We start from the raw sequence: 25,316 nt of genomic DNA, 5'->3' as shown, positions 1-25,316 counted from the left end.
ATAATGGGGATAGTAAAACAACAGGCTTACAAAAACACCATAGTGCTGTATGCCGGCATGGCCATAGCTTATATTAATACGGTGTTGCTTTTTCCGCCAATTGTAGGCGATGATAATTTTGGCTTTTATAACCTGGTGATCAGTGTATCGGTACTGTACTCGCTGGTATCATCAATGGGGGTGCCCAGTATAATTGCCCGCTATTTTCCGTTTTACCGTACTGATGACCGCAAGCATAACGGTTTTCTGCATTGGACGGCGTTTTTAGGCCTCATAGGCTTCGCGATTGCCACAGCGTTGTACCTTGTATTCAAGCCTGCCATTATGGGCGCATACGCCCAAAGTTCGCCGCTGTTTGTTAAGTATTATTATTACATGATACCGCTGGCGCTGTTCATCATCGGCTTTAACTTTTTAGAGATGACAGGGCGGGCGGTTTATCGTACCATATTCTCGAACGTATTACAATTTGTGGTGCTGCGTTTGGCCACAACCGTAATGCTTATCATGATAGCCAAACAGTGGTTAACCTTTGAGGGCTTTATATTTGGCTACATCATCATTAACGGGTTGATATCGCTTATACTGCTGGTGTATCTCGTGGTATCAGGCAACTTTAAAATGGGCGCTGTAACCAGTACCCTCACCCGCGAAAAAAAGCAGGAGATGATCAACTTCGGTATGTTCACCCTCGTATCAAGCTCGGTATACACCCTACTGCAAAAGGTTGACACGCTGATGCTAAGCTCCATGGCCAGCGATGCCGTTACCGGCATTTACAGCTGGTACTTTAACATTGCCATGGTGATCAGCATACCTGCGCAGGCGCTTAGCCGCACCACGTACGCTATTGTGGCCGATTCGTGGCGATCAAAGAATATGGCCAACATTGCCGATGTATATTCCAAAACATCCATTATACAGTTGGTAGTAGGCATGTTGTTGTTCGTAGGCATATTCATCAACCGCGAAAATCTCTATGCCCTTGCCCGCAATAAGGATTTTACCGATCCAAAATACTTCACCCTGTTCATTGTGATCGGTCTTGGTTTTTTAGCTGATATTACCGGCGGGTTAAACAGCTATATCATCTCCACATCGCATAAGTATCGTTTGGTAACGCTTATTACCGTAATAATGTGCATTATGTGCGTTACGCTCAATTACCTGCTGATACCTGAATATGGCGCGCTGGGTTCGGCAGTGGCTTATTTTTTAAGTATTGTGGGGATGAATTTCGCTACCTGGCTGTACATCAAAATTCGCTTTAAAATGCAGCCCTTTACCTACAAGCACCTGCTGGTGGTGGTTATTGCCGCCGTAAGCTACTTTATAGGCTTTAACTTTTGGCGCCTGCCCAATGTATGGCTTGATATTGCGGCACGCAGCAGCGCCACTGGTATTGTGTATGCTTTGCTCACCTATTTGTTTAAAATATCCGGCGATGTTAATGAGAAGGTTGATGAGCTTATAGCTAAATTTGCACGTAGGTAAGTATTATTATATTTTTTAAAACCTGCCGGTAACATTCCGGTTATTTCAATTCAAAAACACTGTTTCTTTTTAAGCATGCAAAACCTTGCCCCCATTGCTTTATTTGTTTATAACCGTCCTGACCATACCCGCCGTACGCTTAATTACCTGCAAAAGAATTTACTGGCCGAGGAATCTCGCCTGTATATTTTTGCTGATGCCGCCAAAACTGATGCCGACCGTGAAAAGGTTGACCAGGTTAGGCAATATATAAAAATGGTATCGGGCTTTAAGGCGGTTAAGGTTGTGGAGCGTGAACATAATATGGGCCTGGCTGCATCAATTACCGATGGTGTTAACCGCCTGGTGAATGATTACGGCAAGGTTATCGTGTTTGAGGACGACCTGCTATCATCAAAATACACGCTGCAATATTTTAACGAGGCGCTTAACCGCTATGCTAACGAGGAGCAGGTAATGCACATTGGCGCTTACATGTATGGCCTTACTGATGCTAAGCTGCCCCAAACCTTTTTTCACCAAATTGCTACCAGCTGGGGCTGGGCTACCTGGGCACGGGCATGGAAAAACTTTGAACCCGATATTGATAAGCTGATGGCTCAATTTGACCATGAAAAGAAACACCGCTTTTCGGTTGAGAACACCATGAACTTTTGGAAGCAGATGGTGGAGTTTAAAACCGGCAAAAATAACTCGTGGGCTATACGCTGGTACGCGTCGATATTTTTAAAGGGCGGCCTGTCGTTAAACCCGGCACATTCGCTGGTGCATAACATTGGGCACGATGGTACGGGCGTACACTCCAACATCGAGAACATGTACCAGGTACAAATTACCGACAAGCCGGTAAAGCAATTCCCGACTATTATAGCTGAGGATAAACAGGCTCACACGGCCATCCGTAACTTTTTAAAGAACCGTAAAGGCAGTTTATTACAGCGCGGCATACGATTAATTAAACAGTGGAAGATAAAATACTTGTCTTGAACCTGAATTTATTGAATTTGGGAATTGCCAGAATATTGGGTTTGGGTGTTGCAGAATTACTTTATCGCTTTTAATACAATATAAGGCGATAAAGCCTTACTTTCAATAGGTACTATCTTAGTAAACACTTTGCCGGTAAACCATAAGGCTTTTACAAATAGTTTTGCCAGGGCGCTTTGCTCGGCTTTGTTTTCAAGCCAGATGGAGAACTTGCCGGAGTAGTAGCACTCCACTTCTTTCAACCCCAATTGCTTGCAGCTATCGGCCAATAGTTGCAGGTTCATGCTGTTGATGTTGTGCTTATCGTAATTATCACGGTCGAATTTGCGTTGTACCCAGCCGTTCACGCCCACAAAGTTGGGCAGGGTGATAAACAGCACACCGCCCGGTTTCAGGAATTGCAGGTGCGTTTCAATAATGGCTTTGGTATCATTAAAATGCTCGATCAGGCCGAAGGATGATACCAGGTCATACTGCTTTTCGGGGGTGTAATTGAACAGGTCGGCTTCAATAATGGTGATATCATCCTCGCTTAATCCGTTGGCTTCAAGCAGTTTTTTGATAATGTCGCGGTGGATGTAATAATCAAACAGGGTAGTATCCAGCTTTTGATACTTTTTTAAGTAGGTGGCATAATAACCCGGGAAACCGCCCAGCTCAATGGCTGTTTTAATTTGCTTTTCGACTATCAGCTTACCCAATATATCGCCAAAAACGTAATCAGCCTTAATGGGGAAAATGAGGCCTTTTTTAGCTTCCCAAAATGATTTCCAAAACGATCGGTCGGTTAAGTTATTATCCATTAAATTTTCAAGCCCCTGTTATAGTAAATGTTTCCGTTAAGGTTGTTTTTTGTTCGATAACACGCGCCGGGTTACCCACGGCTACGCTGTTGGCCGGTATGCTTTTCACCACTACCGCGCCAGCGCCAATAATTACGTTATCGCCAATGGTAACATCACCAATGATACAAACGTTTGCACCAATATCAACATTGTTACCAATACGCGGGCAACCGCTAAATGTGCCGTCGGCCAGTTTTTTATGGCCAATGGTTACCGAATTACGCAGCACACAGTTATCGCCAAGTACTACGCCCTGGTTTACCACCAATGCCTGCCCGTGGTAAATAATTAACCCTTTACCGGCGGTTAACTTACGCGGCAGCTCGATACCCAGGCTCCACTCCACAAAAAAGCGGTAAAACATGAGGTACGGAAAAAGCAGAACCTTTGCCACCATTGAGCGATTGATGAGCTGCACCAGCCTGAACATAAAAAGCACCAACTGGCCTTTTATATTCCCGCGATTAGCTTTCCGATCCTGAAATAAGTAAGCAAATGGGTTCATTTTTACGTTGATGATGTTGTAGCAATTCCTCAAATGTAAAATATTTGGCGGGTTTGTTAAACATGCCGATGTTTTTTGCATTATAAACAGGGGAATGGCTTGCTTAACGCTATGGGTTAAGCATAAATGGCCGCAATTAGCTATACTTGTGCCTGTTTTAAATACATGAAAGTTACCTTGATCAATACTGCCGATGCCGGTGGCGGCGCTCCCGCCGCTTGTATGCGCCTGCTTAAAGCGCTGGTGCAAAACGGTGTTGATGTAACCATGGCCGTGCAGCAAAAACTCACTGCCGAGCCAAGGGTAACCGCCACAACCGGCAAGCGAACAGCCAAAGCCAACTTTTTGCGCGAGCGTTTGCCCTTTATCGGTTTTCAGGAAAAGGATAAAACGGTGCGCTTCGCGTTCTCGGAGGCTAACAGCGGCAGCAATATCGCCGACCATCCTGCCATACAGGAGGCCGATATACTGCACCTGCACTGGACCAACTCGGGCTATCTCAGCATAAATAATCTTAAACAACTGTTGCAAACAAGCAAACCCGTGGTGTGGACACTGCACGATATGTGGGCCTTTACCGGCGGCTGCCATTACTCAAACGGTTGCGATAATTTTTTAAACCAATGCGGTAACTGCTGGATGCTTCGTCGGCCGCAGGCTAATGATCTGTCGCACAAAGTATGGCAGCGCAAGTTTGATATGCTGCAAAGCGTCCAAAACCTTACCATAGTAAGTTGTAGCAACTGGCTGGGCAATGTATCGCGCAGTAGTGGTTTGTTGGGCAATATGCCAACTATGGCTATCCCTAACCCTATTGATATAGATACCTTTTCGCCAAAGGATAAAGCTACAGTCCGCAAAAAGTGGGGTATTGATGCCGATGCGCGTATAATACTTTTCGGGGCGGCTAATATTAATGATCGCCGTAAGGGCATTACCTATTTGGTTGAAGCCTTGCATCTGCTGAAACAACAAACTGCCGACTCACCCATCCAAATGGTGATATTTGGCAAGAACAAGCATTTTGACACCACTACCCTGCCTTTTAAGGTGAAGGAGTTAAGCATCATCAGCGCGGAAAGCGACTTGGCGGAAATATACAGTGCCGCCGATGTTTTTGTATCACCATCGCTGGAGGATAACCTGCCTAACATGATCATGGAATCGCTGGCCTGCGGTACGCCCGTAGCCGCGTTCAACACAGGCGGAATTCCCGATCTGATAGATCATCAGCAAAATGGTTACCTGGCCGAATACAAATCATCAGCCGATCTGGCGGCGGGAATTCATCACCTCTTGTTCTCGGAGGATAGCGAAGGCTTGTCAACATCCGCAAGGCAAAAGGTGCTGGATAACTATACCAACAACCGGGTGGCTAAACAATATATTGATCTTTATAATTCGATACTATAAATGACAGCGTTCAACCCTACCCTCAGCATTATAACCGTTGTGTACAACAACGTGCGCGATATTGAACGCACCATGCTATCGGTATTAGGGCAAACTTATGCTAACATTGAATACATTATTATTGATGGCGCATCAAACGATGGTACTTTAGCCATTATCCAACAATACCAAAACCGCCTTGCCCGCCTGGTGAGCGAAAAAGATAAAGGTATTTACGATGCCATGAACAAAGGCCTGGCCTTAGCAATCGGTGATTATGTATTGTTCATGAATTCGGGCGATGAATTGTATGATGCTGATACGGTTGAAGCCATCTTTGCCACCTCGCCCGACGCGGATATTTATTATGGCGAAACCGAGATGATCAATGATGAGGGCAAAAGCCTTGGTCAGCGCCGCCATAAAGCGCCCGAGCAGTTTACCTGGCGCAGCTTTAAATATGGCATGAGTGTGAGCCACCAGGCCATATACCTCAGGCGCAGCCTGCTAAAACCTTATGACAGCCGATACCAGCTAAGCGCCGATATTGACTGGATATTGCATGCCGCCAAACAAGCTAAAAAAATAGTGAATGTAAAACGCTATGTGGCCAAATACCTGGTTGGCGGTATGTCAAAACAAAAGCACAGGCAAAGCCTTGTTGAGCGTTTTAACATTATGCGCGAGTATTATGGCTTGATACCTACCCTGTTTAACCACGCGGTTATCGCCTTTAACCTGGGTTGGTATTGGTTGCTGCACCGCCGCACTAACGACTAATAATTCCACAAAAAAACCCGAAGCTTTCGCAACGAGTTCTCTGTTTATATTTTTATGCTGATTAGCAGTACTGATCAAAAGCGTATACCAGGTTATCGGCGATCATTTGCGCCGGGCGACCTTCAATTTGATGACGCTCGATGATGTGCACCAGCTTACCATCCTTAAACAAAGCCATTGATGGCGATGATGGCGGGTAAGGCAGCATGTAGTTACGGGCAGCATCAACAGCATCCTTTTCCATACCTGCAAAAACAGTTACCAGTTTATCGGGGTGTTTTTCGTAGGTAACGGCGGCACGGGCAGCAGGGCGCGCGTTAGCGGCGGCACAACCACAAACCGAGTTAACAACAACCAATACGGTACCTTCGCTTTCAATAGCGTTTTTTACCGCGTCGGCATCTTTAAGTTCTTCAAAGCCCGCGGTGGTCAGTTCGGCACGCATTGGGGCTACTAAATATTCTGGGTACATCATATACTATCCTTAAAATTAAATCAATACAAAAATATCAATTCCAAACAAAAACAATTAATACGGGCGCAATAATAACATTGGCTTGACGGTTGATGTAATATACTGATGCACAAGCATAGCAATTTCATTAACAAAACATTATTATGTACTTTTGCATTCTATAACAGAAAAAGATAAAAAAATATGTCGACTGTAGATACTGCCTACCTGAAATACAAGGTAAAAGACATTTCGCTGGCTGAGTGGGGCCGCAAAGAAATTGAACTGGCTGAAGCTGAAATGCCGGGTTTAATGGCATTACGTGCCGAGTATGGCCCATCAAAACCATTGGCCGGCGCGCGCATTGCAGGCTGCCTGCACATGACGATACAAACCGCTGTATTGATTGAAACTTTGATTGAGCTGGGTGCTGAAGTTACCTGGTCATCATGCAATATATTCTCAACCCAGGATCACGCCGCCGCGGCTATCGCTGCTGCCGGTATCTCTGTTTACGCCTGGAAAGGTATGAACGCCGAGGAGTTTGACTGGTGCATTGAGCAAACCTTATTTTTTGGCGAAGAACGCCAACCGCTTAACATGATATTGGATGACGGTGGCGACTTAACCAACATGGTATTGGATAAATACCCTGAACTGATAGCTGCTATAAAAGGCCTGTCAGAAGAAACTACTACCGGTGTACACCGCCTGTACGAGCGTATGAAAAATGGTACGCTGCCAATGCCTGCCATTAACGTGAACGACTCGGTTACCAAATCAAAATTTGATAACAAATACGGTTGCCGCGAATCGTTAGTTGACGCTATCCGCCGCGCTACCGACGTAATGATGGCCGGTAAAGTAGCCGTTGTTTGTGGCTATGGCGACGTAGGTAAAGGCTCAGCCGACTCACTGCGTAACGCCGGTGTACGTGTTATTGTTACCGAAATTGACCCAATATGTGCCCTGCAAGCGGCTATGGAAGGCTTTGAGGTTAAAAAATTAAGCACCGCTATTGCCGAGGCTGATATTGTGGTTACCGCTACCGGTAATAAGGATATTGTGCGTGAGCAACACTTCCGCGCGTTAAAGGATAAAGCTATCGTATGTAACATTGGTCACTTTGATAACGAAATCGACATGGCCTGGTTAAACAGCGCTTACGGCAGCAGCAAAATTGAAATTAAACCACAGGTTGATAAATACACTATTGACGGTAAAGACGTAATTGTATTAGCCGAAGGCCGATTGGTGAACTTAGGTTGTGCTACAGGTCACCCAAGCTTTGTAATGAGTAACTCATTCACCAACCAAACCCTTGCTCAATTAGAGCTTTGGACCAATGGTGGTAACTACGAAAACAAAGTTTACACCCTGCCAAAACACCTTGACGAGAAAGTAGCCCGCCTGCACCTTGCCAAAATTGGTGTTGAGCTGGAAGTGTTAGATCAGGATCAGGCTGAATACATCGGCGTAACTGTTGAAGGTCCGTTTAAACCGGAGTATTACCGTTATTAATAGCTGAAAGCATAAAGACTAAAGCTGAAAGCTTTGGAGATAAAAAAAGCGGCGTGATCAATATCATGCCGCTTTTTGGTTTTACATATTGTGATTCATCAGCCCCGGGCGTATTTGCAGGTATACCTGGCCGCTCATGGGTGTGTTGCCGTAAAGCGGGTGCAATTTTTCGGGGGCTAAGTTGATGGATGCCTGAATGCCGCCGATATATTCTATCGGGCCGGTTTTGAACAGGCGGCGGTTGGTACCCAGCGTTAATTTGTGTACGTTGAATATTGCCTCGCCAAATTGCTCCTCAAGTGCCAGTTCCTCTTCCGATTTTTGTACAAATTCGTAACGCCCGTATATCGCCTGCTTATTTAACTGGCGTGTACCCTCGGCTAAGAATGAATGTTCATCGCCGTGGCCACTGTGGTTCATACCCCAAACCAATGCGCCGGTAAAATACTTTCCATCGTGAGATACGGGCGAAGCATACAATGCCGATGCGGAATATCGCCATATATTTTCATCGGGATGCAACAACTCCGGACTATTAATGTATGCCTGCGACACCTGGAAAGCCCATGCTTTATTAGGGTTGAATGATGCCCGCCACGAGTAACTGTCAAAACGCATCTTATCAAAATCATACCTGTTCTCATCCGGTTCGCGGCCGGTGAATATCGATCCTTCCAGTTTATACTTGTCAACCCGTACACCCAGCGTGGCTACACCGTAAGTAATGTGTGTAGCATCCTGCCAGTGGTGACCAAGCGGCGCATCTGGATCATTCAGCGCAACAATGCGGTGCATAAATGCGGGAGCGCCAAGCGCGGGCTCGCCGGGGTAACCGAAGTAGCCAAATACATCTACCTTTTTACTTAAACGCTGCGTATAGCCAATGGTCAATCCGCTAAACAGATCGTGCGGATGCTGGCGGTCAACCAGGGTTTGGCCTTTGTAGCTTTCGCCACTTTGAAACAATAACGGGTAACCACGTTCGGTAACCGTCCACGGGTCGGCACTAAGCATGGCGCTGATGTTGAACAAGCCGTTTTTGCCTACCTGCCTGTTATACATGGCCATAAACCAGTTTGGCGCGTCAAACTGCGAATCGCTGCGCTGGGTTTTGCCATTCAGCTGCTGGTTGTTATAGCGCAAAAACATACTACCGTGAAACATGAACATTCCTTTTTTAGTATGCTTCATGAGCATGTACATGGGCGTATTATCAGGCATCCATGATGTACCGGAGCCATTACGGTTCATGGGCAAGCTTAACGAGTAGGAGTGATTCATTCCCGGCATGGCCATAGTATCGTGTTTCATGCCATCCATATCGCCCATCTGCATATTGTGCTGATGTTTAGTTGTATCAGGCTTGGCAGTATCCTTTTGCATCTGGTGGTCATGCTGTGCCAGGGCGGGCAGGGTCATCAATATCGAGAGGGAAAGTATCAGGAACAGTTTATTCATCATATAATATGGTAGCTAAAAAAACTACCACAAAATTAAGTCGCTGCACCCACCTTATATTTACATCATTCCGCGTAATGTTTATATGATTATGCCTGTAACAAAAATGCCCGGCTTGGCCGGGCATTCACTTAATTAACACACTTATAATCCGAGAAAAAGAAAGATTGTTACAGCAACTTGAAATCAGCCTCTTTAACATCGGCTGAGCTGCTACCAATGAACAGTTTAAAGTCGCCGGGTTCGGTGGTATATTTCATGTTGATGTCGTAAAATTTCAGGTCGTCGGTACTTACGTTAAAGGTTACCGTTTTGCTTTCGCCTGCTTTCAGGTATATTTTCTGGAAGCCTTTTAGCTCCTTAAGCGGACGGGTTACTGAACCTACCATATCGCGTATGTATAGCTGTACGGTTTCTTCCCCATCGTATTTACCGGTATTGCTTAGGGTAACGCTGGCTTGTAAACGCTCACCATTGCGTATGCTGGTTTTGCTCAGCTTAACATCACTATAACCAAAGGTAGTATAGCTTAAACCGTGACCGAAAGGATACAGCGGTGTATTAGGTATATCCAGATATTTTGAAGTGTATTTTTGATCGCTCACCGGGCGACCTGTGCTCTTGGCATTGTAGTAAATAGGCACCTGCCCTACGCTGCGCGGAAAGGTCATGGTTAACTTGCCTGATGGGTTGTATTTACCGAAAAGCACATCGGCAATGGCATCGCCCGCCTTAGTACCCGGAAACCAGGTTTCTAAAATAGCGGCGGTATTATCATGCTCCCACTGTAAAGTCAACGGGCGACCGTTCATCAACACCAACACAATAGGCTTGCCTGTTTCGCGCAGGGCTTTCAGCAGGTTTTGTTGATTTACCGGCAGGCCAATATCGCTGCGGCTGGCAGCCTCACCACTCATACCGAAGGCCTCGCCAAGCATGGCAACAACCACATCGGCATCTTTGGCATTGTTAACCGCTTCTTTTATCAGGTCGGCAGGTGATTTACTGTCCAGTACTATTTGCGCATCGTGCGGATTAAGCTTATCTATCAGTGCCTGATCATCCAATATGTTGGCGCCTTTGGCATAGGTAAACTTGTTTGATGGGTATTGCGCCTGCAAGGCATCCCAAAAGCTTACGGCTTTTTTCCAGTCGCCTGCACCGCTCCAGTTACCTATCAAATCGCGCTGGTTTTTAACCATCGGCCCAACAAAAGCAATTTTTTGTCCCGATTTTAATGGCAGGGTGCTGTTATCGTTCTTTAACAATACCATACTTTTTTCAGCCGCCTCTTTAGCCAGGGCAAGCTTTTCGGCATTCATAATATTGTTTTTAGCACGATCCTCGCTAATATTGCGGTATGGGTCATCAAACAAACCCAGCTTGTATTTTGATTCCAGCACACGGCGGCAAGCCAGGTCTATATATTTTACATCGAGTTTTTTAGCCTGAACCAGTTTTTTCAACTCACCAATAAACAGATCGCTCACCATATCCATATCGTTACCTGCAACCAGCGCCAGTTTGGCTACCTGGGCATCGTCGCCCATGCCGTGGTTTTTCAGCTCCATAATGGCGGTATAATCTGTTGCTACCATACCGTTAAAGCCCCATTGGTTGCGTAATAAATCGGTAAGCAGCCAGTGGTTAGCAGCGGCAGGTACGCCGTTTATTTCGTTGAACGAGCTCATTACCGTGGCCACACCCGCGTCAACAGCGGCTTTGTAGGCAGGCAGGTAAGTTTCGGTCATTTTACGCATGCTCATATCTACCGTGTTATAATCACGCCCTGCCTCGGCAGCGCCATACAGCGCGAAGTGTTTTACACAGGCCAATACGGCATCCTCACGGCGCAAGTCATTCTTTTCACCCTGGTAGCCCTTAACCATCGCTATTGCAATTTGCGAGCCCAGCCAGGTATCTTCACCTCCACCTTCAGCCACTCGGCCCCAGCGCGGATCGCGCGCTATATCAACCATTGGCGAGAACACCCAGTTCAAACCATCGGCAGTAGCCTCATCGGCAGCGGCACGGGCGGTTTTTTGTATCAGCGGCATATCCCACGATGCCGATAAGCCCAGCGGTATCGGGAAAATAGTACGGTGCCCGTGTATCACATCATAACCAAAAAGCAAAGGAATTTTAAGGCGTGTTTTTTTGATGGCCAGCTCCTGTAGCTTACGCACGGCATTGGGCGTGTAGGTATTAAATACACCGCCTACCATGCCTTTTTCTATCTTACCCTCAACGCCCTGGCTCAAAATAGGCCCGGTAACATCAAAGCCTATTGATGGCAAATTCAACTGACCTATCTTTTCGTCAATGGTCATTTTGGCCATCAGTTTATTAATGTAGGCATCCATCTTAGCATCGCGGGCGGCCTTTTGTGCCGATGCCCCAAAGCCTGTTAACACCAGGCACGATGCAATGACTATTTTTGATAACTTCATAATCTTGTAGTATATACTTGAGTTAAACTTATTTTCTATTCTGATTTAATAACCGCCGTTGGCTGCGAAACACCGTTCTCATTAATAGCCTCTATGCGGAAATAATAAGGCAGATCCTTATCCATCGCCTTAAAAAAGTACTGACTGGCATTGTGCACCATAATGCAGTTGTACAACTTATCGGGCGCTGTGCCGGTGTAAATATTGTAGGCGTAGGCATTATCAACCGGGCGCCATTTTATCCAGGCATCGCGCTTATCCTTTTCGGTGCGCAGTACAATAAACTCTTTAACCGTATCGGGCCTGGCGCCACCACCATTGCCAAACACACGTAAGCCGCTGATGGCAAACTTACCTGTAGGCATGTGCTGATTTACCAGCTTAATGTAGCGTGCCTTAACCGGTTTGCTCAGCTCCACATAATCATGCGGAACATCAGTTTTGTTATTGCTTTTGTCGATAAGTGCTTTCCAGCTTTTATTATCTGTTGAGTAAAGCAGTTTGTATTGATGATAAAAGGGTCCCGAGGGTTTACCCAACACATCAGCATCCTGATCGGCATAGTTTATTTGCACCGCGTTAACGGTACTTACATTACCAAGATCAGTAGCTATCCACTCCCCGGCCTTTGCACTTGAGGCACTCCAATAAGTTTTAATATCCTCATCAACCGCGTTGTTGGCCGAGTAATTACCCAGGGTTGATGATACCGTTACGGGCTTATTGTAATTAAGCAGCATCCACCCGGTGAAGCTGCTTTTCAGGTGGTCTGTTTCGCCGGTAGGCAAATAGGTAGGGTAATCGCCAAAGGCAGTGTTGCAATACATCACATCATCCTTATCAAACCCGGCAGGCCATATACCAATGCGGCGCTCAAAGTTGTTTTTTATGGCGATAACCATGGTTGATACATGCCAGTAGTTATTCCATTTATCCTGATAAGTAGCCCCATGCCCGGCACCACGCGCAAAGCCACCCGGTTTATAACTGAACGGCATGGGCTGCGGCTTAAATGGCCCCAAAGGCCCCTCGCCTACTATTACCCCATCCGAATAGCCGCTGAACTCGGTACCCGGAGCACCGTATTGCAAGTAATATTTTTTGTTATGCTTGGTCATCCAGGCGCCCTCCATAAATGGGTCGAGGAAGATGTTATCCAGATTTTCGCCGAAACGCTGCCAGCCATATTTGTAAGGCTGCAACAGGTACATCTCCTTACGATAGCCTTTCAGATGGAATGTGGTCGGGTCAACCTCGGCACCATATATGGGGTAAACATTGCTGCTACCGTTGTACATGTACAACTTGCCGTCATCATCACGAAAAAAGGCGGGGTCCCAGCCACCGGGTTCAAACTTATGGATGGCTTCTTTCCATTCATTACCTTTAGGATTGGTGCTCATCCATATCGGGAAGTTATCCGAATACGTAGAGCCAAACACCATCAGCGTATCGCCCTGTACCCAAACCGCCGGGGCGCACAGGTCATCATACACCTTATGCTCCGGGCGCAAAAAATGACGGGCTACAAAATGCCAGTTGCTCATGTCGCTACTCCACCAATAGCCCCATTGGTTGGTGCTGAACAGGTAGTAATCGCCCTTATAAGTTACAATAACCGGATCGGCCGTAGCACGGTGCCTGCCCGCGGTTGAAAAATTGGGAATAGGTGTATACCCGTAATCAATATTGATAGGATTACAGTACGTGCGCAGGCTGTTTTGCGCGGTAGCAACACCGGCAAATAGCAGCAAAGTGCAGGCTATGCCCCATATATTTATCCCTCTTGCCATCAATTATTTTTTATAGCCGGACTTTCAAACCCTAACTTTTTAAGACCGCCTTGAACTTCGGGCGCGCTCATAAATAAATTCCATAGTAAACCGCTGCGGTGGTTCTCTATCATCACCACAATAGGCCCCTGATCAATAGCCAGGTATGATTTGGCGTACCAATTCTTTCCCTCGTTAAAGGCATCCACAAAACCATACTCGCCCCAAATTTTATCACCCAGATCATAGTAAAAATGGCGCAGGGCCTTCATTGATTCCTTCGGCGTATATGGGAATGCCGATAACGCGGCCGTTGGTGTGATCACCCCCAAGTCGTTAGTTGGCGAGTGGGCATTGTAGCCTTCGTGATTATCGCTGGCGGTCAAACCCCAGCAATTTTCGCCGTAGCCTTTAAATTTTTTAGGATTATCAACACAGTAAGCGTAGTTGATGCGGGTATGATTTACGTTCTGCTCCCAATAATCAGCATATTTATCTTTTAACCCTTTAGGGTTAAGCCCCAGGAAAGAGTAATGTGTAAAGAACAACGGACCACCATAATCAAAACCCAATGGCAACTTAATGCCATAGAACGACCGTCCGTTTTTAAAGAAATCACTTTGTGCCCAGCCACGATTGTAAATTCGGTCGGCATCTACGGGGTAACGCTCGGCGCAGGCGGCCAGTACGTAGGTAATTAAACACTCGTTAAAACCACGTATCGGGAAATTCATGGCCCAGCCATTGTTTGGCGACCAGTGCCAGTACAGGTTATCGCGCTCGTGGGTATACCAGTCCCACTCAACCTCACTCCATAACCAGCCTATGCGGTTACGCAATTCTTCCTCCTTTGGCGTATTGCCGCTGTAATATTGTTTAGCAGTAAGCAAGCCCTGGAAAAGGAACGATGTTTCAACCAGATCACCCCCGTCATCCTTACGACCAAACGGAATAATCTTGCCGGTTTCGCCATTCAACCAATGCGGAAACACACCGTGGTAAGCATCGGCCTTGGCCAAAAACTTTACCATGTTGAGCATACGGTCAACCGCCTGCTCGCGGGGTATCCACTTACGGTCAACCGCTACTATCATGGCCATAATGCCGAAGCCCGTGCCGCCTGTGGTAACCACTTCGCCGCCATAATCAAAGGCAACGTTGCTGCGTTCGAGCGCCATACCGCTAACCGGGTGGGCAAAATCCCAAAAGTAACGGAAGGTTTGGCGTTGCACCACATCAAGCAGGGCGCTATCGCTCAAATTTTTTATAACCCCAACCGGTTTAATGGCCGTATATTTTGTTGCGGTTTTTTTGTTTTGGGCAAAGCCCGAGCATGCCGCTGATATTAGCAGCGCTATAAGTATTGTTTTCTTCATTTTTATTTACAGATAAAAACGTTATAGGTTCGGCCCCGAGAAGCCCAGATTTTTCATTCCATTTTTTACTTCGGGCGCGCTCATAAACAGGTTCCATAACAGGCCGCTGCGATGGTTCTCGATCATGGTAACAATAGGCCCCTGATCAATGGCCAGGTACGAATCAGCAAACCATGGATCGGTGAGGTTAAAGGCATCATAAAAACCGTAATCGCCCCAAAGCTTATCGCCCAGTTTATAGTAATAGAATTTCAGCGCTTTCATGCTCTCCTCGGGCGCATAAGGCATTGATGCTATGGCTGCCGTTGGCGCTATCACACCCACATCATTAGTTGGCGAGCTGGCTGTATAGCCGCCCTTAATATCGCTGGCGGTAAGTCCCCAGCAATCGGCACTGTAGCCGTTATATTGTTTGGGGTTGCTTACACAGTAGCTATGGTTAACCATGGTATGCGCCTTGGTTTGCTTATCATAATCGGCATAGGCATCTGTTAAACCTGTTGGGTTGATGGCCATGAACGAGTAATGCTCAAAAAACATTGGCCCGCCCTGTGTTGGCCCTAATGGCAACTGCACACCAAAGTAGGTATTGCCATTGCGCATAGCACCATTGGCAGCCCAGCCATTATCGTACACAGCTTTTGGCACCGAATGGGTGGTTGATGATGCTGCTAATACATATACCGACAAGGCCTCGTTCCAGCCGCTTACCTGCATGTTCATGTCCCAATTGTAGTTAGGGCTCCAGTGCCAGTAAAGGGTATTTTGATCGCCGCGACGGAACCAATCCCATTCCACACCGTTCCATAACTCGTTAATGTCGTTACGCAAAGCAGTTTCGGCAGTGCCTGCGCCACTAAAATATTGACGCGCGGTGATCAGCCCCTCCATCAAAAATGATGTTTCAACCAGATCGGCACCGTTATCCTTTTCGCTAAAGGGCTGTACCTTACCAGTAGCGCCATTTAGCCAATGCGGAAAAGCACCGTGAAATTTATCGGCGGTTTTTAAAAAGCCAACTATCTTTTGCATACGCGCCAAACCATCGGCACGGGTAATAAAGTTGCGGTTAACTGCCGCCACCAAAGCCATCACACCGAAACCAGAACCACCGGTTGTAACCACATCGCCCGATGAATTGCGCTCGCGTGCCATGCCGCTTGTTGGATGGCCAAAATCCCAAAAGTATTTAAAGGTTTGACGCTGTACCAGGTCGAGCAAGGCATCGTCAGATATCCGCGGAAACTTATCAGCAGAATCAATAGCGGTTAATAACTGTACCGATATAGCCGATTGCAGGCTACCCTTGTTTGAGGCTTTTAATGCCGTGGTAACATCAACACTGTATTTGGTAATGTTTTGTAATGCCGACGATGGTTTTATTACGATGGTTTTATCATCATTCTCGTAAGTGGCATCGTAATTTACGGCAGTGCCCGCGGCGGTTTTGAATGTTACACTGTTTTTAACCGTGCTTTTATCCAACGCTGCCGAAAAGGAAATTTTTATAACCGGCGAGATATTCAGGTTACGGTAATTAAAGCCCGACGATACCCCATTAACCCGCAACGCATCAAAGCTGAATGAGCCTGGCTGGTTTGGCGGAGTAACAGGGTCAACCGTATCGCTGCCGCTTTTACTGCATGATGCCGTTACCAATACTAAACCTATATAAAATAATATCCTTTTAACCGTCATAGCTTTTTTTAAACAAGTTACCCACCCTTTTGAGGTGGGTAACTTTCCAATTGTAAACACTATATATATTATTTGCCCCGGCCTTCAAGTTTAACCAGCGAACCTATTTCCTCGGCATTTAATGCCTTGTTGTATATACGCACTTCGTCAACACGGCCTTTCAGGTAGCTGGCCCAGTCCTGTTTGCTGGTACTGCTGGTTAGGCTTGGCGTAGTTTGAAACTGCACTGTACCAAACACCATCTTTTCAGCATCCTTAAACGCTACCGGACCAAAATCAGCCTGTGTACTTTCGGCCAGTTTTGAGCCGTTTACATACACCACAAATTTTGATGTAGCCTCGTTATAGGTAACCCCCACGTTTATCCAACGGCCCCAGGCATTTTGTACATCATAGTTACCCAGCCAGGCCTCTTTAGCACCGCTGCGTACGTGTACTTTTAAAACACCTTTATCAGCCGTTGCTCCGTTCTCGAAGAACATAGTTAGGTTTCCCCAAAACTCCTTGCTGTTGGCAATATCAAGTATTCCCACAATACCATCGGTATTTTGAGGGCTGTTAACCCAGGCGGTAACCGTAAAGCTGGTCATGTTTTGTACGGCTTCGGGTGTGTTGCTCACCACATAAGCGTTTGCTGCGCCTTGCAAACCCGCGTTTTTACGACCGGTTGCAAAGCTGGTACCTGTAGCCGTACCTTCAGTGTTTGATATGCTATCGATCAGGCTTTCATCAAATGCCCAGTGGGCTATCAAATTATCCGGCGCTATCTGGCTGGCGCTTGTGTAACCACCAATATTTAGCGGAGGGGCGTACGTTGAAGCATCAAAGCTTTTTTGGCATGATGATAGGCCTGCTACCACTGATGCCGCTATTATAAATTTGTTAAGATTTTTCATGATACAATAAGGTTTAATAGCCTGGATTTTGGGTTAACACACCTGTACTCAGGTCAATTTCGTTTTGAGGTATTGGCCATATCTCGTTCTTGTTAGCCTGCCAGCCTTTAGGGCCAAATATCTCGGCACCACGACCCTGGCGGATCACGTCGAAATAACGGTCAAACTCCATTGCTAACTCCACCTGGCGCTCGTGCCATATAGCCAAACGCAGCGCGTTTTGGTCGGTAGTGGTAACCTCGGGCAGAATGCTGCTGTTGCTGCCACGTGCCCTGGCACGTACCAACTCAAGCGATGATAAAGCTTGTGATGAATTACCTAATTCGTTAGCGGCTTCGGCATTCATCAGCAATACCTCGGCATAACGCATAACACGCACGTTTTGATCCTCTCCCTCGTTTTGCACAAACGGCCTGGTAAATGGCACGTACGATTTTTGGTTGTAGCGCGGGTTATCACCTGTAGCGGCAACCGCGTCACCTTGCGGAGTGGTTTCGCCACGGAAAATAATGGTAGCATCCATACGCGGATCGCCATCCTCAAAAGCATTCACCAATGCCTGGGTAGGTACGTTAAAACCCCAGCCACCGCCTGACTGTGCCCTTACACCCTGCACCTGTGAGTACTGGCTGTTTGATGCGCCCGAAACGCCCGGCAAGCTTTGACATTGTATCTCAAATACCGACTCTGAATTATTCTCGTTAGGGATACGGAACTGCGCCTCAAAATTTGGGAACAGCGAGTAACCCATACCCATTACCTGGTTAGTATAGTTCAGCACATCAGCCCATTTTTTTTGATACAAGGCCACTTTGGCGTGCAAGCCTAATGCGGCACCTTTTGTTGCCCTGCCAATATCAGCCGATGAATAGCTTTGTGGTAATACCGCGGCAGCCTCGGTCAAATCCTTTTCAATAGCTGCGTAAACTTCGGTTTTTGATGTACGTGGCAGGTTATACTCTGTAGCGTCCTTTGGTGTGGCCAATCGTAAAACTACATCGCCAAAGGCACGTACCAATCTAAAGTAGTTGTAAGCGCGTACAAACTTAGCTTCGGCCAGGTAACGGTTTTTAAGCGAAGCATCCATATCGATGTTCGGTACATTATCAAGCACCTGGTTACACAGGTTGATACTTTGGTACTGTGCTTTCCAAAAATCATTTAGTTGCCCCTCAGATGAGCTTACCGTAAAGTTATCATAAGCGTTAAAAAACGTAGCATCGGTAGCGCTACTGCCTTTTTCAGTTTCGTCAGACCCAATGCTTTCTACCGCGATGGCCGCAAAAGCGGTTTGTTTCCACTCGCGCAAGTTGGCGTAAATTGAGTTAACGGCGCGGGTAGCATCCTCAGATGTTACAAAAAACTCGGTACTTGGCTGCTGTGCCTGTGGTGGCACATCCAGAAAGTCCTTTTTACACGATGCTGTAAGCATGAGTAATGCAAAAGCACTTACACTTAATGCCTTTGTTATATTTTGATTGTTGATAAACATTTTTTTCTCTGCTGTTAGATGTTAGAATGAAACATTTAAACCAAAGTTGTAAGTAGCGTATAATGGATAAACACCATTATCAATACCGGCATTGGTTGGCGTGCCGCCCACTTCGGGGTTAAAGCCTTTATAACCAAACAGGTTAACCGCGTTTTGCGCATTGGCATAAACCCTTACCCTCTTTACAAATAGTTTTGAGGTTAAAGCAGCCGGTAATGTATAACCTAACTGCACGTTACGCAGGCGTATATAACTGCCATTCTCAACAAAAAATGAGTTTGGATAGTAGTTGATACCACCGCCTATAGCTGCTGAAGGGTAAGTGTTTGACGTACCCTCGCCATGCCAGCGGTTATCAAAAAAGTCTTTGGTAAAGTTTTCGGCACCAAAGCGCAGACCTTTAACCGCGTTGTAAACATCAACACCGGTTACACCCTGAATATCAACAGCCAGATCAAACGCCTTGTAAGTGAATGATGTATTTAAGCCGAACAGGTATTTAGGGTTAGGGTTACCTAACACACGGCGGTCATCCTTAGGGTCGATCTTGCCATCATTGTTAAAATCGACATATTTAAAGTCGCCGGGTTTAGCGGTTGGCTGGGCCGAGGCATCGATCTCCGCCTGATTTTGGAATATGCCATCAACCACGTAGCCAAAAAACTGACCAATTGGCTGGCCTAATACGGTACGGGTGCTTAACTGGCCACCTGTAGCGGCCGCGCCACCCGCGTAAATTGGGTTTGCACCGGTTACTGTGCTCAACACCTTATTGGTGTTGATGCTGAAGTTACCATTGATAGAGTAAGAAAAATCTTTGCTTGGGTTATCTCTCCAACCGGCCGAGAACTCAAAACCACGGTTTTGGAAACTTGCCTGGTTACCTATAATTTGTGCATTATCAGTACCAATTGAACCTAAGATAGGAATAGCGAAAATGGCATCCTTGGTTTCTTTAACGTAGTAATCGGCCTCAAAAGTCAGCTTACTTTTCAGGAAAGCCATTTCTAAACCAATATCAGTACCAACACTTTTTTCCCAGTAAATAATTGGCGGCACAATTTGCGTGAGGTTGGCACCTGTTGCAGGTACACCATTATATATTGCAGTGAATGCTGCCTGGTTATTAATTACCTGTGTTGCCAGGTTAGCCGGTACTGACGCATTACCTATCTGACCCCAGCTACCACGAACTTTCAAGTTATTAAAGATGGTTTGATCTTTCATGAATTCCTCATTACTGATCACCCAACCTGCACCTAATGACGGAAACCAGCCCCACCTGTCAGACCCAATGAATTTTGATGAACCATCACGGCGTAATGAAGCGTTGAACAGGTATTTATCCTTGAACGCGTAGTTCACACGACCGAAGTATGACTCGTATGTAGCCAGCGAACCACCGTCGATAACGGTTTTTGCAGGCTGATCATTAATTGTAGCCGGGCCTAATTGCAGGTACAAGTCGCCATCGCTGGTGTAAGGCACGCCTTGCGCGGTACCGGTTATGTTGTATGATTTATAACGTTGAGATGATTGACCGGCTAACACCGTTAAGCGATGATCGCCAAAGGTTTTCTCGAAGGTCAATGTATTCTCCCATATCCAGTTACGGGTTTCGGCGCGTGCTATGCTCAAATCACTTATCTCGTTGAATTGAGTAGCAGTTGCGCGGTAAACAGGGTTATAACCTAAAACCTCACCCTGGCCAAACTCGCCACCAAAGCTGGTACGGAAGGTCAGGAAATCAGTTGGTTTTATTTCGGCGAATACGTTACCTGTAGCACGGTAATTTTTTGAGCGTTGGTTAAAGTAATCCAACTGAGCCTTTACGTTATTGGTTGATGAACCGATAGGGAAATCGTTAGGATCGCCATAAGTACCATCGGCATAATAAACCGGTACAATTGGCGCGGCTGTAAAGGCCTTGTAAATAGGGTCGCCCGGAATATCGCGCGATTTACTGCCTTGCAATACGGCAGTGTAACCCAGTTTTAAAAACTTGGTTGCCTGTACATCCTGTTGTAAGTGAGCGGTAACACGATCATAATCATTACCGGTTACTACACCTTGTTGTTTCAAGTAACCAACCGAAAAATTATAGGTTGATTTATCAGTACCACCGCTAACGGTAAGGTCATGTTTCATGGTGAAGGCGTTACGCAAAACCACGTCCATCCAACGGGTACCTGTACCAAAGCTTGATGGATTGGCAAACGTTAACGGATCTTCAGGCGAGTTGATCTGGTTCATCTCGTTGATCAGCGTAGCGTATTCGGTACCATTGGCCAAAGCCGGTTGGTTGGTTACTTTTTGCCAACCCGCGTAAGTGCTGTAGTTAATGGTTGGGGCACCTTTACCTTTTTTGGTAGTTACCAACACAACACCGTTAGCCGCGCGAACACCGTAAATAGCCTCGCTCGATGCATCCTTCAGGATACTCATGCTTTCAATATCATTAGGATTCAGGAAGCTGATATCGCTGAACCATACACCGTCAACCACATATAGTGGATTAGGATCGCCATAAACGGTACCTAAACCACGTACACGTATTTGCGGCGAAGCACCCGGCGAACCGTTGTTAGTAATCTGCACACCGGCAACTTTACCTTGTAATGAGCTTACCGCGTTGGTTGAGGCCTGTTTTGATATTTCTTCGCCCTTTACCTGCGATACAGCGCCGGTAACATCAAGTTTACGTTGCGTACCGTAACCTACTACCACAACCTGCTGTAATTCGTTTGATTGTGCTTTAAGGCTGATGTTTACTGTTGCTTGCCCGTTAACAGGTACTGTTTGAGTAGCATAGCCAATGTAGCTTACTGTTAGGTTACCATTGCCCGGAGCTGATAATGTGTAGCTGCCGTCGGGGCCGGTTTGGGTACCGGTTTGGGTGCCTTGTACTGCTACGCTTACGCCTATTAAGGTTTCACCGGTCGTTGCATCTTTCACAGTACCTTTTACGGTAATATTCTGCGCAAATGCCCGATCAATGAAAAGCAGACATAGTACCCCATACAATGAGATAGTAATTATTCTCTTCATAAAATTGGTTAATTAGTTTTTAGGTATAAATAATTGTGTGTTATACCCTGCAAAACTGTGAAGAGAAGTAGATTGTTTCAATTTTTTGCACTCTACATTACTACATCAAGGCAAAAATACTTTCTCAAACAAGTTTTAAATTTTATTTAAATATCTGTTATACAAATATTTATAAAAATTCAACACCTACTCACTTACATTGGGAATGTCAATCGTACAAATATTAGCTTAATCGGTTTATGAGAGGTGATGATGTAGTGGCTTAAAGCTCCATCAGAAACTCCACGAGGTTCTTATCATGGTCTAAACCGAGCTTTTTGCGCAAACGGTAGCGCCTTATCTCGATCCCACGTAATGATATGTTCAACAATGATGCCATTTCTTTACTGTTCATATTCATGCGCAGGTAGGCGCATAATTTAAGGTCATTAGGCACCAAATCGGGGTGCTGGGCCTTTAGTTTTTTAAAGAAATTCTCGTGCGTTTCGTTAAAGCTGTTCTCAAACAATACCCAGTCGCGCTCGTCGCTTTTACCCTCGTCAACCACCTTTTGTATTTTGCGCAATTGTTCGGGTGGCAGGTGCTTGCCGTTGGCATCCTTAAGGTCGGCTATCTCGTCGTGTATGCGTTGCAGCAGCTCGTTCTTATAAACAATGTTCATTGCCGAGTTGGTGAGCTCACGCCCTTTACGGTCAAGATCGGCCTGTAATTGTTCGTTCTTCAGTTTAAATAAGCGCTGCTCATTGGCTTCGGCTTCACGCTTTAAAAATTCCTCTTTTTCGCGCTGTAATTTTTGCTGTAAATGCCTGTTATGCTTTTGCAATTTAAAGCGGTAGTAATACCTCACCCCGTAATATGCGGCTACAATTAAAAGCACATAGCCCAACCAGGCTATCTTGGTTAAGTACCATGGTGGCTGCACGGTAAATTTTAAGGTGCTGATGCCCGTTACACGGCCATTTACCCGTGCCCGTACCTCAAACTCATAATTGCCTTGCGCAAGGCCGGTAAATTCACGCTGGGTTTGCGGCCCCCACTCCGACCAATTGCTCGAATATCCCTTTAAATTATACTGATATTCAATTTTAGCCTGATGATACACCGGCAGCACATAACGTATGCGGATGTTATTACGGCGATAAGCTATCCTGATATCATCCCATTTATTAATAGCGCGGGCTTTATCGGTAAAGTTCTCTACCCGCCTGATGAGCACTGTTGGCAACGATGCGTTATTGGCTACATTACCTGCCTGATCATTAAATATGGCAAAGCCATCATCAATACTAAAAAGGTATAAGTTACTATTGATACGGCTGATGCTCTCGTAATACTTTACCATGCGGCCATTCAAAATACTGAAGCGCGCCGAATCAAGGTTGAGGTTACCGGTTACTGAAAGATCACCAAGGGCTGCCCTGCCCCGATCAATAAACCAATACTTGCTGCCGCTTGCCGGTATCACCTTATTTGATGACGCAAACGAACCCAGCTTTTTATTCAGCTGATCGTACTTGTAAAAATGATCGCTGATATCATCATATACATAAAAGCCGTTATTACTCGAAAACACAACCCGGTCGTCCAAATTAAACACGCCGATGTTGTAGCTACCGGGCAGGCCATTCTTTTCGTCGTAGTATTTTATAGAGGCAGCCCTGCGCCCATCGGCGCTCAGTTTTACCTTGTATATGCCTTTGTAGGCGTGGCTCACCCATATTTGTCCCTTACCATCGGGCTCCACATAGCGCGATGGTACCACAAAGTTGCCTATCTTATAATCAAAGGCCCATTCGCCATCGGGTAGTTTTTTGTAAACAGCCAAGCCAGTATAAGTGCCTTGTATCAGCTGGTTATCGCTCAGCTTTTTCACCATCCAACCGCCGTTCTCCTTTGATATTTGCTTGAACTGCGCGCCGTTCACTATAAAGGTGCCATCGTTATGCCCACAAAGCAGTTGCCCATCAACCAACGACAGATCCCAAACCTGGCCCTGGCTGCCCGGTATCAGCTTAAAATCAAACGACTGAAAAAGCCTGTTCTGGTTGGTTACCCAATCGCTGTAATAAAGCCCCTGGTTGGTACCCAAATAAATTTTATTATTGTGGATGATGCTGGAATATACCGTACCAAACCTGCCGCTTTTATCAAAGTAAAAATACAACGGCGACATGATCTCGATACGGTCAATACCATTATCAAGCCCCGCCCATAAGTTCTGTTCGTTATCGAGGTATAAGCTGAGCACGGTATTGTTTTGCAACCCGCTTGATTTATTGATGTGCTGCACCACATTACCTGCTCTGTCAATAATGATGATACCATTCAAAATACTCCCGAAAGCGAAATAATTGCCGGGAATAGCCACACCATTGTTTAGCTGATAACGCTGTAAAAACTCATCGGCCTGGGTTTTCCAGGGGGTGATGGTTTGGCCATCGTACAAATACAAGCCGTTTTTTGATGTGCCGATGAGGTACCGCCCATCGCCGAAGGGCAAAATAGTGAGTACGCCTGTTTTTAATATTTCGCTGCCTTTAATAAACTCGAGCCTGTTACCTTTTAACTCGAACAAGCCAACATTTAGCTGCTCAATAATAAAGCGATCGCCCGCCTTAAAAAGAAACAGGTATGGGTTGGTTTTGATGGTGCTTACCTTACCATCCTTATAAACATATATAACCCCAAAGGATTGAAAGATGACCTGCTTATCGCTCACATATATTTTCCAAACTTCCTCGTTTAGCCGGTACTTAGCGGGTATAAGGTGCGCCAGTGAAGTGTACTTAAATATGCCGGCGGAGTTCTTTGCCCAGTAGCCTATCTCGCCAAAGGCACCGGTGTATATTTTACCCTTACCATCGGCGGCTACGGCACGTACAATGAGGCCGTTGGGCATTCGGTGCAGTTGCCAGTTCTGCCCGTCGTAAGCTAATAAGCCTTCGGAATTGGCAAAATACATTACGCCATCGGCATCGCGGGTTTCGGCCCAGTTTTGGTTACCGGCCTGGTACATGCTTTTAGGATAGTTTTGCACATACGGCACCCCAATGCTGCGTATATTGGCAGCAAAACCAATAACAGGCATCAGCAATACAAACACACATAACTTTACCCAACGTAGCAGCGGCATAATCAGTAATAAATA

General features: G+C 46.1%; 17 protein-coding genes. 5 read left to right on the top strand and 12 right to left on the bottom strand.

The annotated features are described in order from the left end of the window. Positions 1-3 precede the first annotated feature (3 nt). On the top strand, positions 4-1,494 hold the full coding sequence (locus IM792_RS20005) for an oligosaccharide flippase family protein (RefSeq protein WP_194103693.1): 1,491 nt from the start codon (positions 4-6) through the stop codon (positions 1,492-1,494). A 75-nt stretch (positions 1,495-1,569) separates the two neighbouring features. Continuing rightward, entirely contained in the window at positions 1,570-2,481 is a 912-nt protein-coding gene (locus tag IM792_RS20000; protein WP_194103692.1) for a glycosyltransferase, read from the top strand. Positions 2,482-2,537: 56 nt separating this feature from the next. Here the strand turns inward: IM792_RS20000 and IM792_RS19995 are convergent, their stop codons facing one another. Further along, entirely contained in the window at positions 2,538-3,284 is a 747-nt protein-coding gene (locus tag IM792_RS19995; RefSeq protein ID WP_194103691.1) for a methyltransferase domain-containing protein, read from the bottom strand. 7 nt (positions 3,285-3,291) lie between these two features. After that, the gene (locus IM792_RS21450; protein ID WP_194103690.1) at positions 3,292-3,831 is read right to left on the bottom strand and encodes a serine acetyltransferase; all 540 of its coding nucleotides are present in this window, start codon (positions 3,829-3,831) and stop codon (positions 3,292-3,294) included. Positions 3,832-3,996: 165 nt separating this feature from the next. On the opposite strand from IM792_RS21450, the gene IM792_RS19985 reads away from it, so the two are divergent. Beyond that, positions 3,997-5,244 (top strand): glycosyltransferase family 4 protein, encoded by a 1,248-nt coding sequence (locus IM792_RS19985; protein ID WP_194103688.1) that lies wholly within the window; start codon positions 3,997-3,999, stop codon positions 5,242-5,244. Then, a complete protein-coding gene (locus tag IM792_RS19980) occupies positions 5,245-6,003 on the top strand; it encodes a glycosyltransferase family 2 protein (protein WP_194103686.1) in 759 nt (252 codons plus the stop codon). A gap of 61 nt (positions 6,004-6,064) precedes the next feature. On the opposite strand, the gene IM792_RS19975 is transcribed toward IM792_RS19980, so the two are convergent. Continuing rightward, a complete protein-coding gene (locus tag IM792_RS19975) occupies positions 6,065-6,475 on the bottom strand; it encodes a BrxA/BrxB family bacilliredoxin (RefSeq protein WP_194103733.1) in 411 nt (136 codons plus the stop codon). Positions 6,476-6,661: 186 nt separating this feature from the next. On the opposite strand from IM792_RS19975, the gene ahcY reads away from it, so the two are divergent. Continuing rightward, positions 6,662-7,978, top strand: coding sequence for an adenosylhomocysteinase (ahcY, locus tag IM792_RS19970; protein ID WP_194103685.1), 1,317 nt, complete (start codon positions 6,662-6,664; stop codon positions 7,976-7,978). A gap of 81 nt (positions 7,979-8,059) precedes the next feature. Here the strand turns inward: ahcY and IM792_RS19965 are convergent, their stop codons facing one another. The 9 genes from IM792_RS19965 to IM792_RS19925 all read right to left on the bottom strand — a co-directional run bounded on the left by IM792_RS19965 (position 8,060) and on the right by IM792_RS19925 (position 25,301). Next, the gene (locus IM792_RS19965; RefSeq protein WP_228085284.1) at positions 8,060-9,439 is read right to left on the bottom strand and encodes a hypothetical protein; all 1,380 of its coding nucleotides are present in this window, start codon (positions 9,437-9,439) and stop codon (positions 8,060-8,062) included. A gap of 167 nt (positions 9,440-9,606) precedes the next feature. Further along, positions 9,607-11,886, bottom strand: a complete 2,280-nt coding sequence (bglX, locus tag IM792_RS19960) for a beta-glucosidase BglX (RefSeq protein ID WP_194103684.1) — start codon at positions 11,884-11,886, stop codon at positions 9,607-9,609. A gap of 35 nt (positions 11,887-11,921) precedes the next feature. Then, entirely contained in the window at positions 11,922-13,679 is a 1,758-nt protein-coding gene (locus IM792_RS19955) for a discoidin domain-containing protein (protein ID WP_194103683.1), read from the bottom strand. Further along, on the bottom strand, positions 13,679-15,034 hold the full coding sequence (locus tag IM792_RS19950; RefSeq protein WP_194103681.1) for a glucoamylase family protein: 1,356 nt from the start codon (positions 15,032-15,034) through the stop codon (positions 13,679-13,681). The genes IM792_RS19955 and IM792_RS19950 overlap by 1 nt, the downstream gene beginning before the upstream one ends. Positions 15,035-15,055: 21 nt before the next feature. After that, a complete protein-coding gene (locus tag IM792_RS19945; protein ID WP_194103680.1) occupies positions 15,056-16,732 on the bottom strand; it encodes a glucoamylase family protein in 1,677 nt (558 codons plus the stop codon). Positions 16,733-16,800: 68 nt separating this feature from the next. Beyond that, positions 16,801-17,628 (bottom strand): LamG domain-containing protein, encoded by an 828-nt coding sequence (locus IM792_RS19940; RefSeq protein ID WP_194103678.1) that lies wholly within the window; start codon positions 17,626-17,628, stop codon positions 16,801-16,803. 13 nt (positions 17,629-17,641) lie between these two features. Continuing rightward, the gene (locus tag IM792_RS19935; protein ID WP_228085283.1) at positions 17,642-19,060 is read right to left on the bottom strand and encodes a RagB/SusD family nutrient uptake outer membrane protein; all 1,419 of its coding nucleotides are present in this window, start codon (positions 19,058-19,060) and stop codon (positions 17,642-17,644) included. Between the two features lie 81 nt (positions 19,061-19,141). Further along, positions 19,142-22,168 carry a TonB-dependent receptor gene (locus IM792_RS19930; protein WP_194103675.1) on the bottom strand — a complete coding sequence of 1,009 codons (3,027 nt, stop codon included), beginning with the start codon at positions 22,166-22,168 and terminating at the stop codon, positions 19,142-19,144. Between the two features lie 262 nt (positions 22,169-22,430). Beyond that, on the bottom strand, positions 22,431-25,301 hold the full coding sequence (locus tag IM792_RS19925; RefSeq protein WP_194103674.1) for a triple tyrosine motif-containing protein: 2,871 nt from the start codon (positions 25,299-25,301) through the stop codon (positions 22,431-22,433). Positions 25,302-25,316 lie beyond the last annotated feature (15 nt).

It is taken from the genome of Mucilaginibacter sp. JRF (assembly GCF_015223065.1).
Lineage (GTDB): Bacteria > Bacteroidota > Bacteroidia > Sphingobacteriales > Sphingobacteriaceae > Mucilaginibacter.
The sequence above is the reverse complement of the archived record's forward strand: the minus strand, read 5'-3'. Positions and strand labels throughout refer to the sequence as shown.